Below are 18542 nucleotides of genomic sequence, written 5' to 3'. Positions count from 1 at the left end.
CACGGCGGGCGCGGCAGTTACGACCGGGTGCGTCCCGAGGTCACGCGGTACACGTCGTACACGCCTTCCACGCCCCGTACGGCCTTCAGGACGTGACCGAGGTGCTTGGGGTCGCCCATCTCGAAGGTGAAGCGGGAGGTGGCGACGCGGTCGCGGGAGGTCTGGACGGCGGCCGAGAGGATGTTGACGTGCTGGTCGGACAGCACGCGGGTGACGTCCGAGAGCAGGCGGGAGCGGTCCAGGGCCTCGACCTGGATGGCGACCAGGAAGACCGAGGACTGGGTGGGCGCCCACTCGACGTCGAGGATGCGCTCCGGCTCCCGGGACAGCGAGTCCACGTTGACGCAGTCGCTGCGGTGCACGGAGACGCCGCTGCCCCGGGTGACGAAGCCGATGATCGGGTCGCCGGGCACGGGGGTGCAGCAGCGGGCCAGCTTGACCCAGACATCGTCGACGCCCTTGACCACGACGCCGGGGTCGGCGCTGGAACGGCGCTTGCGGCGGCTGCGGGACGGCGGGACCGTCTCGTCGATCTCCTCGGAGGCGGCCTCCTCGCCGCCGAGGGCCTGCACCAGCTTCTGCACGATGTTCTGCGCGGAGACATGGCCCTCGCCTATCGCCGCGTACAGCGCGGAGATGTCCGAGTAGCGCATCTCGTGCGCGAGCGTGATCAGGGAGTCACCGTTGAGGATGCGCTGGATCGGCAGGTTCTGCTTGCGCATGGCCCGCACGATGGCGTCCTTGCCCTGCTCGATCGCCTCGTCCCGGCGCTCCTTGGAGAACCAGGCACGGATCTTGTTGCGCGCCCGGGGCGACTTGACGAAGCCGAGCCAGTCCCGGGAGGGTCCGGCGCCGGGTGCCTTGGAGGTGAAGACCTCGACCAGGTCGCCGTTGTCCAGGGTGGATTCCAGCGGTACGAGGCGGCCGTTGACCCGCGCTCCTATGGTGCGGTGGCCGACCTCGGTGTGCACGGCGTAGGCGAAGTCCACCGGGGTGGCGCCGGCCGGGAGCGCTATGACGTCGCCCTTGGGCGTGAAGACGAAGACCTCGTTGCGCGACAGGTCGAAGCGCAGGGACTCCAGGAACTCGCCCGGGTCCTCGGTCTCCTTCTGCCAGTCGAGCAACTGCCGCAGCCACGCCATGTCGTTGATGGCGTCCTTGTCCTTGCCGGCGGTCCTGGGCGCGTCGGTGCGCACCTTGGAGGCGCCGGCGACGGCCTCCTGCTTGTACTTCCAGTGCGCGGCGATGCCGTACTCGGCGCGGCGGTGCATGTCGAACGTGCGGATCTGCAGTTCGACGGGCTTGCCGTTGGGGCCGATCACCGTGGTGTGCAGCGACTGGTACATGTTGAACTTGGGCATCGCGATGTAGTCCTTGAACCGGCCGGGGACCGGGTTCCATCGCGCGTGCACGGTGCCGAGGGCGGCGTAGCAGTCGCGGACCGTGTCGACCAGGACACGGATGCCCACCAGGTCGTAGATCTCCGCGAAGTCGCGGCCGCGGACGATCATCTTCTGGTAGACGCTGTAGTAGTGCTTCGGGCGGCCGGTGACGGTCGCCTTGATGCGGGCGGCGCGCAGGTCGGACTGGACCTCGTCGGTCACTATGGCGAGGTATTCGTCGCGCTTGGGCGCCCGTTCGGCCACCAGCCGGACGATCTCGTCGTACATCTTGGGGTAGAGGATCGCGAAGGCGAGGTCCTCCAGTTCCCACTTGATGGTGTTCATGCCCAGGCGGTGGGCGAGCGGCGCGTAGATCTCCAGGGTCTCGCGCGCCTTCTTCTCCTGCTTCTCGCGCTTGAGGTAGCGCATGGTGCGCATGTTGTGCAGGCGGTCGGCGAGCTTGATGACCAGGACGCGGGGGTCCTTGGCCATGGCGACGACCATCTTGCGCACGGTCTCGGCCTGCGCGGCCTCGCCGAACTTGACCTTGTCCAGCTTGGTGACGCCGTCGACCAGCAGGGCCACCACGTCGCCGAAGTCGCGGCGCAGGTCCTCCAGGCCGTACTCGGTGTCCTCGACGGTGTCGTGCAGCAGGCCCGCCATCAGCGTGGCCGGGTCCATGCCCAGCTCGGCGAGGATGGTGGTGACCGCGAGCGGGTGCGTGATGTACGGGTCGCCGCTCTTGCGCTTCTGGCCGCGGTGCCAGCGCTCGGCGACCTGGTAGGCGCGCTCGATCTGGCGGAGGGTGGAGTTCTCGATCTTCGGATCGTTGCTGCGCACTATCCGCAGCAGCGGTTCCAGGACCGGGTTGTACGGGTTCGCGCGCTGGACGCCGAGGCGGGCCAGACGGGCGCGGACGCGGTTGGAGGAGCCGGAGCGGCCGTTCTGCACGGCGGGCGGGCGCACGACCGGCGGCTGGGCGGGGCGCTCGGCGGAGGTCGCCGGTTTGGGACGCGAGGACTCCGAGGGCTTCTCGACGGGCGCGGCCGGGGCGTGTTCGACCGCCCCGCGGGTGTCGTTCTTGGCGGTCGACACGTTCGGCGCGGGCTTGGCCGCGGGCGCCGAGGCGGGCTCGGGCTTGGCGGCGGTCAGTGGCTGGGCCTCGTCTGGCAAGAGGGCTCCTCGTGCACGTTCCGGGTCCCCCGGTCAGGCTCCGGAGACCCCATGGTAGCGATCCCGCCGCCACGGATCGCCCGGAGGCGGCTCGTAGGGACCGACTACCCCTGTAACGCCAGGGGCGCACCTGGGATTCCGGGAGGTGGCCGGAAGGTGATGTTTGAGGGCGACAGGGGCGGTTGAGGTGGGGCTCGTGAGAGGTAGACGGGGTGGAGTGGGTGGAGGGCCGGGGGAACCGGGCGGATGCCGAGAAAGGCGCCAGGACCGGGAGATCCGGGGCAGCGGAGGGAACCGGGTAGGGGGCCGAGGAATCGGCCGGACGCCGGAGGGTGGGCGGCCCGGAGAAGCGGGCGGGCCTCAGAAGTCCAGGCTGGGGCCGGGCCCGGGCGGGCGCCGGGAGCCAGGCGGAGGCCGAACGCCGCGTGGGCGGCGGCGAGAATCGAGGCGGATACCCGGGGGTCGGGGTCGGGGTCGGGGTCGGGGTCGGGGCAAGTCTGGCGGAGGCGAGGGGATCGCGGGGGGGGCGGCCGGGCCGAATCGGCGTGGCCGGGGAGAGGACCCGGCCGGGAACGTCGTACGGCCGCCCCGGCGGGGTGCCGGGGCGGCCGTACGGTGTTGCTGGCGGACGGAGCCTGGTCAGACCTGGAGGAGGGCTTCCAGGGGGGCTCCGGTGAGGGTCGGTTCCAGACGGGAGCGGGCGCCGAGGAAGCCCAGCTCCATCAGGACCGCGAGACCCGCGACCTCGGCACCGGCGCGCTGGATGAGGCGGATGGCCGCCTCGGCGGTGCCACCGGTGGCCAGTACGTCGTCCACGATCAGGACGCGGTCGCCGGAGGTCAGGTCCTCCGCGTGCACCTCGATCTCGGCCGAGCCGTACTCCAGGTCGTAGGCCTGCCGCAGGGTGGCACCGGGCAGCTTGCCCGCCTTGCGGACCGGGATGAAGCCCAGGCCCGCGCGGACGGCGACCGGGGCGCCGAGGATGAAGCCCCGGGCCTCCAGACCGACGATCTTCGTGGCGCCGGTGCTCGTGGCGATGCCGGCGAGCGTGTCGGTCAGGGCGGTGAACGCGGCGGGGTCCGCCAGGAGCGGGGTGATGTCCTTGAACATCACCCCCGGCTCCGGGTAGTCCGCGACATCGCGGATGCGGCTGAGCAGCAGCTCCTGGATGTCGGTCATCGGCGCTTGCCCGTCTGGCGGCCGCGGCCACGGCCACGGGAGGAGGGCTGGTTGCGCGGGCCGACCACGGCGGGCGCGGCGTCCTCGGCGTCACCACCGGCGGTGGCGAGGCCCTCGCCCGAGGCGGCCTGGGCGCGCTTGGCCATGACCCGCTTGGTGAGTGCCTTCATCGCGGGCTCGCGCTCCTTGAGGTCGGCGACCAGCGGAGTGGCGATGAAGATCGAGGAGTACGCACCGGCCGCGAGGCCGACGAACAGCGACAGCGAGATGTCGTTGAGGTCGCCGGCGCCGAGGAAGCCGCCGCCGATGAAGAGCAGACCGGCGACCGGCAGCAGGGCGACGACCGTGGTGTTGATGGAGCGGACCAGGGTGCCGTTGATCGACCGGTTGGCGATCTCGCTGTAGGTGAAGCGGGTCTGCTTGGTGAGGTCCTTCGTCTGCTCCTTGAGGCTGTCGAAGACGACGACCGTGTCGTAGAGCGAGTAACCGAGGATGGTGAGCAGGCCGATGATCGTGCCGGGCGAGACCTCGAAGCCGACCAGGGCGTAGATACCGGTCGTGATGGTGATGTCGTGGATCAGCGCGACCAGGGCCGCGATGGCCATGCGCCACTCGAAGGCGATGGCCAGGTAGATCACGACGAGCACCATGAAGATCGCCAGGCCCTCCCAGGCCTTGTTGGCGATCTCCTGGCCCCAGCTCGGGCCGACCAGGTCGGCGGCGAGCTTCTCGGGGTTGAGCTTCAGGTCCTTGGCCAGGCTCTGCTTGACCTGGTCGGACTTGGCCGTGTCCAGGCCGGCGACCTGGATGCGCAGGCTGCCGTTGCCGAGCTTCTGCACGACGGCCTCGTGGCCGGAGGCGTCCTTGGCGTACGACTCCGCCTGGGACACCGAGACGCTCATGTTGGTCGGCGTCGTGAAGACGGCACCGCCCTGGAAGTCGATGCTCATGTTCAGGCCGCGCACCGCCAGGCCGAGGATGGCCGTGATGGTGATCAGGATGGAGACGCCGTACCAGATCTTGCGCTTGCCGATGAAGTCGTAGCTGATCTCGCCGCGGTGCAGCCGGGCGCCGAGGGAGCCGAGTTTCGACATCGCTCACGCCTCCTTCGGGTCGACAGGGCCGGCGGCGGGACCGGCGGGACGGCGGGTGCGGCGCAGCGGCGGGTTGCCGCCGAGGCTCTTCGGGTCGAGGCCGGACCACTTGTGGCCGTTGCCGAAGAACGTGCGGCGGGCGAGCAGGGTCATCAGCGGCTTGGTGAACAGGAAGACGACGACCACGTCGAGCACGGTGGTCAGACCCAGCGTGAACGCGAAGCCCTGGACCTTGCCGACGGTCACGATGAACAGCACGGCGGCGGCGAGGAACGACACGAAGTCGGAGACCAGGACGGTGCGCCGGGCGCGCGGCCAGGCACGCTCGACGGCGGGTCGCAGCGAGCGGCCCTCGCGGATCTCGTCCCTGATGCGTTCGAAGTACACGATGAACGAGTCGGCGGTGATACCGATGGCGACGATGGCGCCGCAGACGGCCGGCAGGTTCAGCGCGAAGTGGATGGCCGGGCCGAGCAGCGACATGATCACGTAGGTGAGGATCGCCGAGACGAGCAGCGAGGCCATCGCGACGAGCGACAGGCCGCGGTAGTAGACCACCAGGTAGAGCACGACCAGGGCGAGGCCGATGGCACCCGCGAGCAGACCGGCGTGCAGCTGCTGGCCGCCGAGCGCGGCGGTCACGGTGGTGACGGACTGCTCCTGGAAGGAGAGCGGCAGCGCGCCGTACGACAGCATGTTGGCGAGGCTCTGCGCGTCCTGCTGCGTGAAGCTGCCGGAGATCTCCGCCTGGCCGCCGGTGATGGCGGTGCTGACATACGGGCTGGAGACGACCTCGCCGTCCAGGACGATGCCGAACTCGTTCTGCGGGGCCTGGTTCTTGGCCAGCTCGCCGGTGATGTCGGCGAACTTCTTGGCGCCCGTGGAGTTGAAGGTCATCTGGACCTGCCAGCCGGAGGCGCCCTGGGTGTCGAAGACGGCCTGGGCCTTCTTCACCTCGGTGCCGTCCACGCCGGCCGGGCCGAGCAGGTACTTGTAGTAGCCCTTGCCGACCTTGCCGCAGGCGATGGTGGGATCACCGGGCTTGGCGTTGTTGCCGGCCTCGGCGCGGTCGGCCTTCTTGGAGCAGTCCAGGGCGGTGTACGCGGCCTGGAGCTTGGAGGTGTCCGTGCCGCCGGAGGCCGAGGGGGTCGGCTTCGGCGAGGAGCCGCCGGTGGGCGTCGCGCTCGGCGAGGGGCTGGAGCCGGCCTTGAGGGCGTCGGTGACCGCACGGCCCTGCGTGGTCGCGGAGGCGGTCGGGGACGTGCTCGACGACGGCGAGGACGACGAGGAGGATGCCTTCTGCGGGGAGGAGGCGCTCGGGGAGGAGCTGGAGCCCGGCTTGGGCGAGGAACCGCTGGTCGGGGAGCCGCTCGGCGAGGGGCTGGCCGCGGCACCGCTGGGCTCGCTGGCCAGAACCGGCCGGAAGTAGAGCTTGGCGGTGGTGCCGACCTGCTGCTGGGCCTCCTTGGAGTTGGTGCCCCGCGGGATGTTGACGATGATGTTGTCGGTTCCCTGGGTCTGCACCTCCGCCTCGGAGACGCCGAGGCCGTTGACACGGCGGTTCATGATGTCGACCGCGGTGTCCATGTTGGCCTTGTTGACCGCGGACCCCTGGTCGGCCTTCGCCTTGAGCGTGATGCTCGTACCACCGGCGAGGTCGATGCCGAGACGCGGAGTGGTGTGCCCGGAGGCGAACATCCCTCCGGTGAGCGCCACGATGGCGATCAGGATGAGGGCCAGTGAGCGCCCTGGTTTGCTCTGGGCGCTCGCGCTCCGGCCCTTCTTAGGTGCTGCCACCTTCTCGTACTCCCTCTCGGGCCGCTCGGCGCCCGGTCGGCGCTCGGCGGCCATGACATGGTGTCGGGCTCCCCGTGCGGGAAACAGACGCGCCCGGTGGTGCGCGGGGCGTGATTATGCCGTCTCGCGCACCACCGGGGCGTGACTACTTCGCGTCGGAATCGCCGTCGGTCTTCTTCGGCTTGTCCTCCGCCGGGGCCGCGGCGGCCTCGGACTCGCCGGCGGTGTCCTCGCCGGCGTCCTTCTTACCGAGGTCGATCTTGTCGTCGGAGGCGGCGGCAGCGGCGGCAGATCCGTCGGTCTCGTCGGTCTCGGTGAGAGAGGACGCGTCGTCCGGGACGATGTCGGCGTCGGACTTCAGGTCGTGCTCGATGCCGTGCACGATGCGGTTGTACTCGTCGTCGGTGAGGACGGCGCCGATCGCGTTCTTCGCGAAGAGGAGGTCCACGCCAGGAGCGGCGTCCAGGAGGACGGTGTCCTCGTTGACCTCCTTGACCGTCGCGTACATTCCCCCGATCGTGCGGACACCGGAGCCGGGCTGCATCTCATTGCGCATCTGCGCGGCCTGAGTCTGCTTCTTCTTGGCAGAGCGCGTCATCAGGAACATGGCCGCGATGAGCACGATGAACGGGAGAAGGGTATACGGATTCACGGGACGGGATTTCCTTCGCGCGACCGCGACGGAGAGCGGCCTTTTCGGGGATGGGGGTGTGTCGGCGCCGCCCGCAAGGGCGGCATCGGCGGAGTCTAAGCGAGTCCGCGCACATGGAACAACGCCCAGCATGGCACCTGGGTTCCGCACCGGGCCACTGCCGAAGCGGAGGGGCGGCCGGGGCCGGTGACATCACGTCCCGAACAGGTCCGGTTGTCCGTTTCCCGGTGTGGCGGAGCCGGGCGGGGTCAGCCCGAGGTGCGTCCAGGCGGCGGGCGTGGCGACGCGGCCGCGGGGGGTGCGGGCCAGCAGTCCCTCGCGGACCAGGAAGGGCTCGGCGACCTCCTCGACGGTCTCCCGCTCCTCCCCCACCGCGACGGCCAGGGTGGACAGGCCGACGGGGCCCCCGGCGAAAAGCTTCAGCAAAGCCTCCAGGACGGCGCGGTCCAGCCGGTCGAGGCCGCGCGCGTCGACCTCGTAGACGGCGAGGGCGGCCGCGGCGATGTCCCGGTTGATCACGCCGTCCGCCTTGACCTGCGCGTAGTCGCGGACGCGGCGCAGCAGGCGGTTGGCGATACGGGGGGTGCCGCGGGAGCGGCCCGCGATCTCGGCGGCGCCGTCCGTATCGATGCCGACGTCCAGGAGCTGCGCGGAGCGGTGCACGACGCGCTCCAGTTCGCGGGGCTCGTAGAACTCCATGTGCGCGGTGAAGCCGAAGCGGTCGCGCAGCGGGGGCGGCAGCAGGCCGGCCCGGGTGGTGGCGCCGACCAGGGTGAACGGGGGCAGTTCGAGGGGGATGGCGGTGGCGCCGGGGCCCTTGCCGACGATGACGTCGACGCGGAAGTCCTCCATCGCCATGTAGAGCATCTCCTCGGCGGGCCGGGACATGCGGTGGATCTCGTCCAGGAAGAGCACCTCGCCCTCCTGGAGGGAGGAGAGGATCGCGGCGAGGTCGCCGGCGTGCTGGATGGCCGGACCCGAGGTGATGCGGATCGGGGCGCCCATCTCGGCGGCGATGATCATCGACAGGGTGGTCTTGCCGAGGCCGGGAGCGCCGGAGAGCAGGACGTGGTCGGCGGTGGCGCCGCGCGCGCGGGCCGCCCGCAGCACCAGGTCGAGCTGTTCGCGGACCTTCTCCTGGCCGATGAACTCGCCGAGGTCCTTGGGGCGCAGGGCGGCCTCGACGGCCTGGTCCTCGCGGTCGGCGGCGGAGCCCACCAGCCGCTCGGCGGCGGGTGTGCCGGCGGTGTCGGCCGTGTCGTCCCAGTTCATGTGGTGTGCCTCAACAAGGGGGTGGGGATCAGCGGGCGCGGTTCAGGGTCTGCAGGGCGGCCTTCAGGAGCTGGCCGACCTGCGGGGTGCCGCCCGCCGCCTCCGCCTGCGGGGCCACGGCGGTCACGGCCTCCTCGGCCTCGCGGGTGGCGTAGCCGAGGCCGATGAGGGCCGCGTGCAGCTGGTCGCGCCAGCCCTGGGTGACCGGGGCGCCGACGGCGGGGGCGGTGCCGACGGGCGCGCCGAGGCGGTCCTTCAGTTCCAGGAGGAGTTTCTGGGCGCCCTTCTTGCCGATGCCGGGGACCGCGGTGAGGGCCTTCTCGTCACCGGTGGTGACGGCGCGGCGCAGCGCGTCCGGGGAGTGCACGGCGAGCATGGCCTGGGCGAGGCGGGGGCCGACGCCGCTGGCGGTCTGGAGCAGGACGAAGACCTGGCGGGCGTCGTCGTCCGCGAAGCCGTACAGGGTCAGCGAGTCCTCGCGCACGACCAGGGAGGTGTGCAGTCTGGCGGGCTGTCCGACGCGGAGCGTGGAGAGCGTGTCCGGGGTGCACTGGACGGACATGCCGACACCGCCGACCTCCACCACCGCGGCGTCGGGGGCGAGCGCGGCGACCGTGCCGCTGACGAAGGCGATCATGCCGTACGGCCTTTCGTTGCGTGGGTGGTGTGCAGGGCGACGGCCTGCTGGAGGCGGTTCTGGGCGGGGGCGCGCCAGATGTGGCAGATGGCGAGGGCGAGGGCGTCGGCCGCGTCGGCGGGCTTGGGGGGCGCGGCGAGCCGGAGCAGCCGGGTGACCATGGCGCCGACCTGGGCCTTGTCGGCGCGGCCCGAGCCGGTGACGGCGGCCTTGACCTCGCTGGGGGTGTGCAGGGCGACGGGGATGCCGCGGCGGGCGGCGCACAGCATGGCGACGGCGCTGGCCTGGGCGGTGCCCATCACGGTGCGCACATTGTGCTGGCTGAAGACGCGCTCCACGGCGACGAACTCGGGCCGGTGTTCGTCCAGCCATGCCTCGATGCCCTGCTCGACGGCGAGCAGCCGCCGGCTGAGCTCGGCGTCCGCGGGGGTGCGGACGACGCCGACGCCGATCATGGTCAGCGGGCGCCCCGCGACCCCCTCGACCACGCCGACCCCGCACCGGGTCAGTCCCGGGTCCACCCCCAGTACCCGCACGGGCCCCTCCCCTCCGACCGCTCGATCACCTGTTTGTGCAGGCTATCGGGTGGCACTGACAACGCCGCGCACCAACGCCCCCGTCGGCGTCCGCACCGGCACCCGGCAACGCGACGGGCCGACGGGGTGTGTCCCGTCGGCCCGGTCGGTCAGCCGTACGCGTTACGCGTCGACCTTCTCCATGACCTCGTCGCTCACGTCGAAGTTGGCGAAGACGTTCTGCACGTCGTCGCTGTCCTCCAGGGCGTCGATCAGCTTGAAGATCTTCTTGGCGCCCTCCTCGTCCAGCTCGACCTGCATGGTCGGGACGAAGTTGGCCTCGGCCGAGTCGTAGTCGATGCCGGCCTCCTGGAGGGCGGTGCGGACCGCGACCAGGTCGGTGGCCTCGCTGAGCACCTCGAAGGACTCACCGAGGTCGTTGACCTCCTCGGCACCGGCGTCCAGGACGGCACCGAGCACGTCGTCCTCGGTCAGCTCGCCCTTGGGGACGATGACGACGCCCTTGCGGTTGAAGAGGTACGACACCGAGCCCGGGTCTGCCATGTTGCCGCCGTTGCGGGTCATGGCGACGCGCACGTCGGAGGCGGCGCGGTTGCGGTTGTCGGTGAGACACTCGATGAGCACCGCGACACCGTTCGGGCCGTAACCCTCGTACATGATCGTCTCGTAGTCGGCGCCGCCGGCCTCGAGACCGCCACCGCGCTTGATCGCGGAGTCGATGTTCTTGTTCGGGACCGACTGCTTCTTGGCCTTCTGGACGGCGTCATAGAGCGTCGGGTTGCCTTCGAGGTCGACGCCGCCCATACGCGCCGCGACCTCGATGTTCTTGATCAGCTTCGCGAAGAGCTTGCCGCGCTTGGCGTCGATCACGGCCTTCTTGTGCTTCGTCGTAGCCCATTTAGAGTGGCCGGACATCTGCCTGTCTCCTTCGCGTTACCCATCTATGAACGAACGCCTGAGATCCTACAAGGACTCCGCGGTGGCGTTGGCGCGCACCATGTCGACGAACAGGGCGTGCACCCGGTGGTCGCCGGTCAGCTCCGGATGGAACGACGTGGCGAGCGCGTTGCCCTGGCGGACGGCGACGATGTGGCCGCCGTGCTCGGCGAGCACCTCGGTGTCCGCGCCCACGGACTCCACCCAGGGGGCGCGGATGAAGACGCCCTCCACAGGATCGCCCGCGACGCCGCGCACGTCGACCTCGGCCTCGAAGGACTCGTTCTGGCGTCCGAAGGCGTTACGGCGCACGATCATGTCGATGCCGCCGATGGTCTCCTGGCCCGAGCGCGGGTCGAGGATCTTGTCGGCCAGCATGATCATGCCCGCGCAGGTGCCGTAGACGGGCATGCCGGCGCGCACCCGGGCACGCAGCGGCTCCATCACGCCGAAGAGCACGGCCAGTTTGGAGATGGTGGTGGACTCGCCGCCGGGCAGGACGAGCCCGTCGACCTCGGCGAGTTCCTCGGGGCGCCGCACCGGCCTGGCCACGGCGTCCGCCGCGGCCAGGGCGATGAGGTGCTCCCGTACGTCGCCCTGGAGCGCCAGGACACCGATGACAGGAGTGTTCATGGGGTTCGGATACCTGTGAGCCTGTGCTTACCAGCCGCGGTTCGCGTAGCGCTCGGTCTCGGGGAGGGTGTCGCAGTTGATGCCGACCATGGCCTCGCCGAGGTCGCGCGACGCGTCCGCGATGATCTTCGGGTCGTCGTAGAAGGTGGTGGCCTTCACGATGGCGGCGGCGCGCTTGGCCGGGTCGCCGGACTTGAAGATGCCGGAGCCGACGAACACGCCCTCGGCGCCGAGCTGGCGCATCAGAGCCGCGTCGGCCGGGGTGGCCACGCCGCCGGCGGAGAACAGCACCACGGGGAGCTTGCCCAGCTCGGCGACCTCCTTGACCAGCTCGTAGGGGGCGCGCAGCTCCTTGGCGGCGGCGTACAGCTCGTTGTTGTCACAGCCGCGCAGCTTGGCGATCTCGCCCTTGATCTGGCGCAGGTGGCGTACGGCCTCCACGACGTTGCCGGTGCCGGCCTCGCCCTTGGAGCGGATCATCGCGGCGCCCTCGGCGATACGGCGCAGGGCCTCGCCCAGGTTGGTGGCGCCGCACACGAACGGGGTGGTGAACGCCCACTTGTCCGAGTGGTTGACCTCGTCGGCCGGGGTGAGGACCTCGGACTCGTCGATGTAGTCCACGCCGAGGGACTGCAGGACCTGGGCCTCGACGAAGTGGCCGATGCGGGACTTGGCCATGACCGGGATCGAGACGGCGTCGATGATGCCCTCGATCATGTCCGGGTCGGACATCCGGGCCACGCCGCCGTCCTTGCGGATGTCGGCCGGGACCCGCTCCAGGGCCATGACGGCGACGGCGCCCGCGTCCTCGGCGATCTTCGCCTGCTCCGGGGTGACGACGTCCATGATGACGCCGCCCTTGAGCTGCTCGGCCATGCCGCGCTTCACGCGGGCGGTGCCGGTCTCGGGAGCCTGGTTCTCGGTGGTGGACACGGGCGACCTCACTGAAGGGAAAGAGGGTTCTCTGCTGCACCGAGGAAACGCGAGCGGACCAGGCCACAGCAAGGGCCAATGGAAAGCCGGTGGCTCGTTTTCGCTGGGAATGCCAGGTGAGGGGCGGTCAGGCGATCCGTTCCACCAGCGCTGCGGGGGGTTCGTCGTCCATCTCGAAGGCCAGCGGGAAAGGGGCGTGGCCGGCCAGCCGGAACCAGCGGACCTTGCGGTGCTCGCGCAGCCGGCGGGCGGCGCCCACGGCGTCGTTGTGGAAGCGGCGGGCCATCGGGACCCGGCGTACGGCCTCGGCCAGCTCATGGGCCGCGTCCTCGCCGCCGGGCGCCTCGCGCAGGGCCTCCACCTGCGCCGGTTCCGCGAACACCGCGCGCAGGGCCTGGCTCAGCTCGCTCTCGGCGACCTCCCGCTGCTCCTCCTCGGCCTGCCGGGCGGCGTGCGCGGCCTCGTACAGCACGATCGAGGCGGCCGGGTCGAGCACGCCCGAGGTGGCGAGCTCCTGGGCCACGGAGGCGCGGCGCAGCAGCTGGGCGTCGAGCGCGGCGCGGGCGGCGTCCATCCGTACGTGCAGCCGGTCCAGGCGTCCTGCGGTCCAGCTCAGGTAGACGCCGATCGCGAGGAGGGCGACGAGGATCCAGATGAGGGTTGCGGTCACCCGGAAAGGCTATCGGCAGCCCCGCGCCCACCGGACGCGCGCCCGGGAGGCGCCTGTCTCACTCCCGCTTTCACCCCCGCCCGAGGTTTTGGCCCCGGACGAGGCCTCAGCGCCGTCGAAGGTCCCGGCGCCACCGGAGGCCCTGGCGCCCGCCAGAGGTCCCGGCGCCACCGGATGCCCCGGCGCCACCGGAGGTCCCGGCGCCGCCCGCGGCCTCAGTCCCGCGCCAGCCCGAACCGCGCCCGCAGCCCCGTCGACCGTTCGTCCGCCGCGACCGCCGTCGTGCCGTCCGTGACCGTCTCGTAGACGGAGAGGATGTCCGCGCCGACCGTGGACCAGTCGAAGCGCCGCACATGGGCGCTGCCGCGGGCGCGCAGCGCGGCCCGGCGCTCCGGGTCGGCCAGCAGCCGTACGGCGGCGCCGGCGAGCGCGTCGGCGTCCTCGTTGGCGAAGATCTCGCCCGCCCGGCCCTGGTCGAGGACCTGGACGAAGGCGTCGAGGTCGGAGGCGAGCACGGGGGCGCCCGCGGACATGGCCTCGACCAGGATGATGCCGAAGCTCTCGCCGCCGGTGTTGGGCGCCACGTACACGTCCACGCTGCGCAGCAGCCGGGCCTTGTCCTCGTCGCTGACCATCCCGAGGAACTCCACCCGGGAGCGCAGCTCCTCGGGCAGGTTCTCGACGGCGGCCTCCTCGTCGCCGCGGCCGGCGACCAGCAGTCGGGCGCCGGGCCGGGCGGCCATGATCTTCGGCAGGGCCTTCATCAGCACGGGCAGGCCCTTGCGGGGCTCGTCGATCCGGCCGATGAAGCCGATCGTCTCCTTCTGCCACTCGGGTTTCGGCTCGGCTCTGGCGAAGAAGTCGACGTCGACACCGTTGGGGATGACCACCGCGTCCCCGCCCAGATGCTCGACCAGGGTGCGCCGGGCGTACTCGCTGACCGCGATCCGGGCGCTGATCTTCTCCAGGGCGGCCTGGAGGATCGAGTACGCGGCGATCATGGCCCGCGAGCGCGGGTTGGAGGTGTGGAAGGTGGCCACGATGGGGCCCTGCGCCGCCCAGCAGGTGAGCAGACCCAGCGAGGGCGAGGTCGGCTCGTGGATGTGCACCACGTCGAAGGCGCCGTCGTGCAGCCAGCGCCGTACCCGCGCGGCCGACAGGAAGCCGAAGTTCAGCCGGGCCACCGAGCCGTTGTACGGCACCGGGACCGCGCGGCCCGCCGAGACCACGTACGGCGGCAGCGGGGTGTCGTCGTCGGCCGGGGCCAGCACGGAGACCTCGTGGCCGAGGCGGATGAAGTACTCGGCCAGGTCGCGGATGTGGAACTGGACGCCACCGGGCACGTCCCAGGAGTACGGGCAGACGATCCCGATTCTCACGAGGGTCCCTTCGCGGGGTCGAGGTCGGCGAGCCACAGCCGCTGGAGCATGTGCCAGTCCTCCGGGTGCTCGGCGATCCCGGTGGCGAAGGCGTCGGCCAGGGCCTGTGTCATGACGGACGTCTTCTCGGCGCGGGTGCCCGGCTCCGGCACCTCGACCGGGGGGTGCACCCGGCCCCGCATGACGGGCGAGTCGTCGTACCAGAGGGTGACCGGCAGCAGCAGGGCGCCGGTGTGCTGGGCGAGCAGGGCGGGGCCCGCGGGCATCCGGGCCTTCTCGCCGAAGAAGTCGACCTCGACGCCGGAGGCGGACAGATCACGGTCGGCGACCAGGCAGACCAGGCCGCCGTCGCGCAGTCTGCGGGCCAGGGTGCCGAAGGCGGAGCCGCCGCTGTGCGGCAGCACCTCCATGCCGAGGCCCTCGCGGTAGGCGACGAAGCGGTCGTAGAGCGTCTCGGGCTTGAGGCGTTCGGCGACCGTGGTGAACGGGGTGCGCAGCTCGGTGGTGACCCAGGCGCCGGCCAGGTCCCAGTTGGCCAGGTGCGGCAGGGCGAGGATCACGCCCTTGCCGGCGGCCAGGCCCTCGGTCAGGTGGTGTATGTCCTTGGGGACGAAGCCGCCCTTGATCCGCTCGGGGCTCCAGGCGGGCAGCCGGAAGGACTCCATCCAGTAGCGCAGATAGGAGCGCATGCCCTTGCGGGAGAGTTCCGCGAGACGCTCGGGGGTGGCGTCGGGCACCACGCGCGCGTAGTTCGCCTCCAGGCGGAGCACGCCCTTGCCGTGCTTCTTCCAGGCGAGGTCCGCGATGGTCCGCCCGAGGCGGGCGGCGGCGGGCTCCGGGAGCTTCTTGACGGTGCTCCAGCCCGCGCCGTACAGCGCGTCGCTGAGCCGGTCCGGGACGCTCACTGCGCCGCCCCGCTCGCGTCCCGCGCGGCCGCCTCGGCCTCCGCCGACTCGCGGCGCACGGTGACGACCCGCTGGATCAGCGTGACCAGGCTGCCCGCGGCCACGATCCACAGGGCGATCGGCAGCAGCCACTGGATGCCCGGCACACCGAACTTGTGCAGCCCCGCGAAACCGGCCGCGACCAGCGAGATCACCAGCCGCTCGGCGCGCTCGACCAGTCCGTTGACGGCGACCGGGAGGCCGATCGACTCGCCGCGCGCCTTGGTGTACGACACCACCTGACCGCTGGCCAGGCAGAAGATCGAGACCGCGCACATCATGTTGTCGTCGCCCTGCCCGGCGTACCAGAGCGCGAAGCCGCCGAAGATCGCGCCGTCGGCGACCCGGTCGAGAGTGGAGTCCAGGAAGGCGCCCCAGCGGCTGGAGCGGCCCAGCTGGCGGGCCATGTTGCCGTCGACCAGGTCGGAGAAGACGAACAGGGTGATCACGACGGTGCCCCAGAAGAACTCGCCCCGGGGATAGAAGACCAGCGCGCCCGCCACCACGCCCGCCGTGCCGAGCAGCGTGACCGTGTCGGGGCTCACCCCCCGCCGGATGAGAAACGCGGCGAACGGTGTGAGGACACGCGTGAAGAATGCACGCGCGTACTTGTTCAGCATGGCCTTCCCGACGGTCGGTGTCGCCGCGGCCCTGATGGCCGCCGGCTGGCCCATCGTAGCCACGCGCGCGTACGCGTGGCGGGCGGGCACCCGCGGCCCGTGCGCCGAGGTGGTGCGCCGGGCTCGCGCGAAGCCGCCCGGGAGCGGCGCGTACGACCCCGTGCGCGGCGCCGCCGCGAGGAAACGGTACGACTCCGCGCGGGCCGCCGGCGGCGGGATCGGGACCGTCGCCGGTCCGTAGCCGGTCCGTCGTATGGACGCCGCGTGACGGGAGTGGAAAGCTCGAATGACCGCGGGCGTCGCCGAAGCCGCCGCAGCACGCGGTTCGCGTGTCCGCGCCCCGATGACCTCACCGTGCACGGGAGGCAGGACCATGGGCGACAAGACTCACACACACCCCGGGGCCGCCGGCAGGGCTCTGACGGCCGACCAACCCGCGTCCATACGGAATGTGGTGCTGGTCGGCCACTCCGGATCGGGCAAGACGACCCTGGTGGAGGCCCTCGCGCTGACCGCCGGGGCGGTGAACCGGGCGGGCCGCGTGGAGGACGGCGGCTCCGTCTCCGACTACGACGAGATCGAGCACCGCCAGCAGCGCTCCGTCCAGCTGTCCCTGGTGCCGGTGGCCTGGGACGGCATCAAGATCAATATTCTGGACACCCCCGGATACGCCGACTTCGTCGGAGAGCTGCGGGCCGGTCTGCGCGCCGCGGACGCGGCCCTCTTCGTCGTCTCCGCCTCCGACGGCGTGGACGGCTCCACCCGCATGGTCTGGGAGGAGTGCGCGGCCGTCGGCATGCCCCGCGCGATCGTGATCACGCACCTGGAGGCGGCCCGCGCCGACTTCGAGGAGACCACCCGGGTCTGCGCGGAGGCCTTCGGCGACGACGACCCGGACGCCGTCCTGCCCCTCTACCTGCCGCTGCGCGGACCCGAGGGCCCCGACGGACACGCGCCCGTGACCGGCCTGGTGGGACTGCTCACCCGCAAGCTGTTCGACTACTCCACCGGCGAGCGCAGGGAGTCCGAACCCGGCGAGGACCAGCTGCCCGGCCTGGACGAGGCCCGCAACCGGCTCATCGAGGGAATCATCGCCGAGAGCGAGGACGAGACCCTCATGGACCGCTACCTCGGCGGCGAACAGGTCGAGATCAAGACGCTGATCCAGGACCTGGAACGGGCCGTGGCCCGCGGCACCTTCTTCCCGGTGCTCGCCGCCGCCCCCGCCGCCGACGGCGCCCGCCAGGGCCTGGGCACCGTGGAACTGCTCGACCTGATCACCGGCGGCTTCCCGACCCCGTTCGAACACCCGGTGCCCGGTGTGACCACCCCCGACGGACAAGTCCGCGAACTCAAGCCCTGCGACACCGACGGTCCCCTGGCCGCCGAGGTCGTCAAGACCGCCTCCGACCCCTACGTCGGCCGGATCTCCCTGGTCCGCGTCTTCTCCGGCACCCTGCGCCCCGACCGGACGGTGCACGTCTCCGGGCACGGACTGACCGACCGGGGCCACGAGGACCACGACATCGACGAGAAGGTCGGCGCCCTGTCCATGCCCTTCGGCAAACAGCAGCGTCCGGTCACCCAGGCCGTCGCCGGGGACCTGGTGTGCGTGGCCAAGCTCGGCCGCGCCGAGACCGGCGACACCCTCTCCGCCAAGGACGACCCGCTGCTGATGGAGCCCTGGCGGATGCCGGACCCGCTGCTCCCCGTCGCCATCCAGGCGCACAGCAAGGCCGACGAGGACAAACTCTCCCAAGGGCTGTCCCGGCTGGTCGCCGAGGACCCGACGATGCGCCTGGAGCACAACCAGGACACCCACCAGGTGGTGCTGTGGTGCCTCGGCGAGGCGCACGCGGACGTCGCGCTGGAACGGCTGCGCAGCCGCTACGGCGTCCAGGTCGACGTCGTACCGCACAAGGTCGCCCTGAGGGAGACGTTCGCCGACAAGGCGGCCGGACGCGGCCGGCACGTCAAGCAGTCCGGCGGGCACGGCCAGTACGCCATCTGCGAGATCGAGGTCGAACCGCTGCCGGGCGGCTCGGGCATCGAGTTCGTGGACAAGGTGGTCGGCGGCGCGGTGCCGCGCCAGTTCATCCCGTCCGTGGAGAAGGGGATCCGCGCCCAGGCCGCCAAGGGCGTCGCCGCCGGACACCCGCTCGTGGACGTACGGGTCACCCTGCTCGACGGCAAGGCGCACTCGGTGGACTCCTCGGACGCCGCCTTCCAGACCGCGGGCGCGCTCGCCCTGCGCGAGGCCGCCGCCGAGGCGAGGATCCATCTGCTGGAGCCGGTCGCCGAGGTGGGCGTCCTGGTCCCCGACGACTATGTGGGTGCCGTGATGAGCGACCTGTCGGGCCGCCGCGGCCGGCTGCTCGGCACCGAACAGGTGGGCACCGGACGCACCTTGATCCGGGCCGAGGTCCCCGAGTTCGAGATCGGCCGCTACGCCGTCGACCTGCGCTCGCTCTCCCACGGCACGGCCCGCTTCGACCGGGCGTACGCGCGCCACGAGCCGATGCCCGCGCAGATCGCCGAACGCATCCGCGAACAGGGCGGCGACGAGGGCTAGTTCCCGGCTCCCGGGGCGGACGGCTTCGGCCGTCCGCCCTCCGCTTGTCGGTGCCGGCCGATACGCTGATCACCTGGGCACGTCCGCGCCGGCCGTCCGGTTCCGGTACGACGACGGGCCCAACAGGTGTGCG

The 18542-nt window shown here is 71.4% G+C and carries 17 protein-coding genes; 2 read left to right on the top strand and 15 right to left on the bottom strand.

Translation table 11 applies throughout. From position 1 onward, the window contains the following. Window positions 1-17: 17 nt before the first annotated feature. The 15 genes from QHG49_RS28650 to pgsA all read right to left on the bottom strand — a co-directional run bounded on the left by QHG49_RS28650 (window position 18) and on the right by pgsA (window position 15891). Window positions 18-2555: a bifunctional (p)ppGpp synthetase/guanosine-3',5'-bis(diphosphate) 3'-pyrophosphohydrolase gene (locus QHG49_RS28650; RefSeq protein WP_301491745.1), complete on the bottom strand. Its 2538-nt coding sequence runs from the start codon at window positions 2553-2555 to the stop codon at window positions 18-20. Window positions 2556-3194: 639 nt separating this feature from the next. Next, the gene (locus QHG49_RS28645; RefSeq protein WP_159699699.1) at window positions 3195-3734 is read right to left on the bottom strand and encodes an adenine phosphoribosyltransferase; all 540 of its coding nucleotides are present in this window, start codon (window positions 3732-3734) and stop codon (window positions 3195-3197) included. Beyond that, window positions 3731-4828 (bottom strand): protein translocase subunit SecF, encoded by a 1098-nt coding sequence (secF, locus tag QHG49_RS28640; protein ID WP_301491744.1) that lies wholly within the window; start codon window positions 4826-4828, stop codon window positions 3731-3733. Before secF ends, QHG49_RS28645 begins: the two co-directional genes overlap by 4 nt. Window positions 4829-4831: 3 nt before the next feature. Next, window positions 4832-6625 carry a protein translocase subunit SecD gene (gene secD, locus QHG49_RS28635; protein WP_186337809.1) on the bottom strand — a complete coding sequence of 598 codons (1794 nt, stop codon included), beginning with the start codon at window positions 6623-6625 and terminating at the stop codon, window positions 4832-4834. A 145-nt stretch (window positions 6626-6770) separates the two neighbouring features. After that, window positions 6771-7277, bottom strand: a complete 507-nt coding sequence (gene yajC / locus QHG49_RS28630) for a preprotein translocase subunit YajC (RefSeq protein WP_145483971.1) — start codon at window positions 7275-7277, stop codon at window positions 6771-6773. Between the two features lie 192 nt (window positions 7278-7469). Continuing rightward, complete coding sequence (gene ruvB / locus QHG49_RS28625; protein ID WP_301491743.1) at window positions 7470-8549, bottom strand: Holliday junction branch migration DNA helicase RuvB; 1080 nt, start codon at window positions 8547-8549, stop codon at window positions 7470-7472. A 28-nt stretch (window positions 8550-8577) separates the two neighbouring features. After that, on the bottom strand, window positions 8578-9186 hold the full coding sequence (gene ruvA, locus QHG49_RS28620; RefSeq protein WP_301491742.1) for a Holliday junction branch migration protein RuvA: 609 nt from the start codon (window positions 9184-9186) through the stop codon (window positions 8578-8580). Further along, a complete protein-coding gene (gene ruvC, locus QHG49_RS28615) occupies window positions 9183-9722 on the bottom strand; it encodes a crossover junction endodeoxyribonuclease RuvC (RefSeq protein ID WP_182775203.1) in 540 nt (179 codons plus the stop codon). Before ruvC ends, ruvA begins: the two co-directional genes overlap by 4 nt. A 162-nt stretch (window positions 9723-9884) precedes the next feature. Continuing rightward, window positions 9885-10637, bottom strand: a complete 753-nt coding sequence (locus QHG49_RS28610) for a YebC/PmpR family DNA-binding transcriptional regulator (RefSeq protein WP_145483963.1) — start codon at window positions 10635-10637, stop codon at window positions 9885-9887. A 48-nt stretch (window positions 10638-10685) separates the two neighbouring features. Continuing rightward, a complete protein-coding gene (gene pdxT / locus QHG49_RS28605; protein WP_301491741.1) occupies window positions 10686-11291 on the bottom strand; it encodes a pyridoxal 5'-phosphate synthase glutaminase subunit PdxT in 606 nt (201 codons plus the stop codon). Window positions 11292-11318: 27 nt separating this feature from the next. Continuing rightward, the gene (pdxS, locus tag QHG49_RS28600) at window positions 11319-12224 is read right to left on the bottom strand and encodes a pyridoxal 5'-phosphate synthase lyase subunit PdxS (protein ID WP_145483957.1); all 906 of its coding nucleotides are present in this window, start codon (window positions 12222-12224) and stop codon (window positions 11319-11321) included. 127 nt (window positions 12225-12351) lie between these two features. Continuing rightward, window positions 12352-12894 (bottom strand): hypothetical protein, encoded by a 543-nt coding sequence (locus QHG49_RS28595; RefSeq protein ID WP_159699711.1) that lies wholly within the window; start codon window positions 12892-12894, stop codon window positions 12352-12354. Between the two features lie 215 nt (window positions 12895-13109). Further along, complete coding sequence (locus QHG49_RS28590) at window positions 13110-14273, bottom strand: glycosyltransferase family 4 protein (protein ID WP_145483951.1); 1164 nt, start codon at window positions 14271-14273, stop codon at window positions 13110-13112. Next, window positions 14270-15178 (bottom strand): phosphatidylinositol mannoside acyltransferase, encoded by a 909-nt coding sequence (locus tag QHG49_RS28585; RefSeq protein ID WP_301491740.1) that lies wholly within the window; start codon window positions 15176-15178, stop codon window positions 14270-14272. Before QHG49_RS28585 ends, QHG49_RS28590 begins: the two co-directional genes overlap by 4 nt. Further along, window positions 15175-15891 (bottom strand): phosphatidylinositol phosphate synthase, encoded by a 717-nt coding sequence (gene pgsA, locus QHG49_RS28580; protein WP_145484135.1) that lies wholly within the window; start codon window positions 15889-15891, stop codon window positions 15175-15177. Before pgsA ends, QHG49_RS28585 begins: the two co-directional genes overlap by 4 nt. On the opposite strand from pgsA, the gene QHG49_RS28575 reads away from it, so the two are divergent. Continuing rightward, window positions 15806-16078, top strand: a complete 273-nt coding sequence (locus tag QHG49_RS28575) for a hypothetical protein (protein WP_301493015.1) — start codon at window positions 15806-15808, stop codon at window positions 16076-16078. The genes pgsA and QHG49_RS28575 overlap by 86 nt on opposite strands. 132 nt (window positions 16079-16210) lie before the next feature. Then, on the top strand, window positions 16211-18409 hold the full coding sequence (locus QHG49_RS28570; RefSeq protein WP_301491739.1) for an elongation factor G-like protein EF-G2: 2199 nt from the start codon (window positions 16211-16213) through the stop codon (window positions 18407-18409). Window positions 18410-18542 lie beyond the last annotated feature (133 nt).

Origin of the sequence: Streptomyces sp. WP-1 (genome assembly GCF_030450125.1) — a bacterium.
GTDB classification, from domain to species: Bacteria; Actinomycetota; Actinomycetes; order Streptomycetales; family Streptomycetaceae; genus Streptomyces; species Streptomyces incarnatus.
Note: the sequence above shows the minus strand (reverse complement) of the source record. Positions and strands in the feature narration are given on the sequence as shown.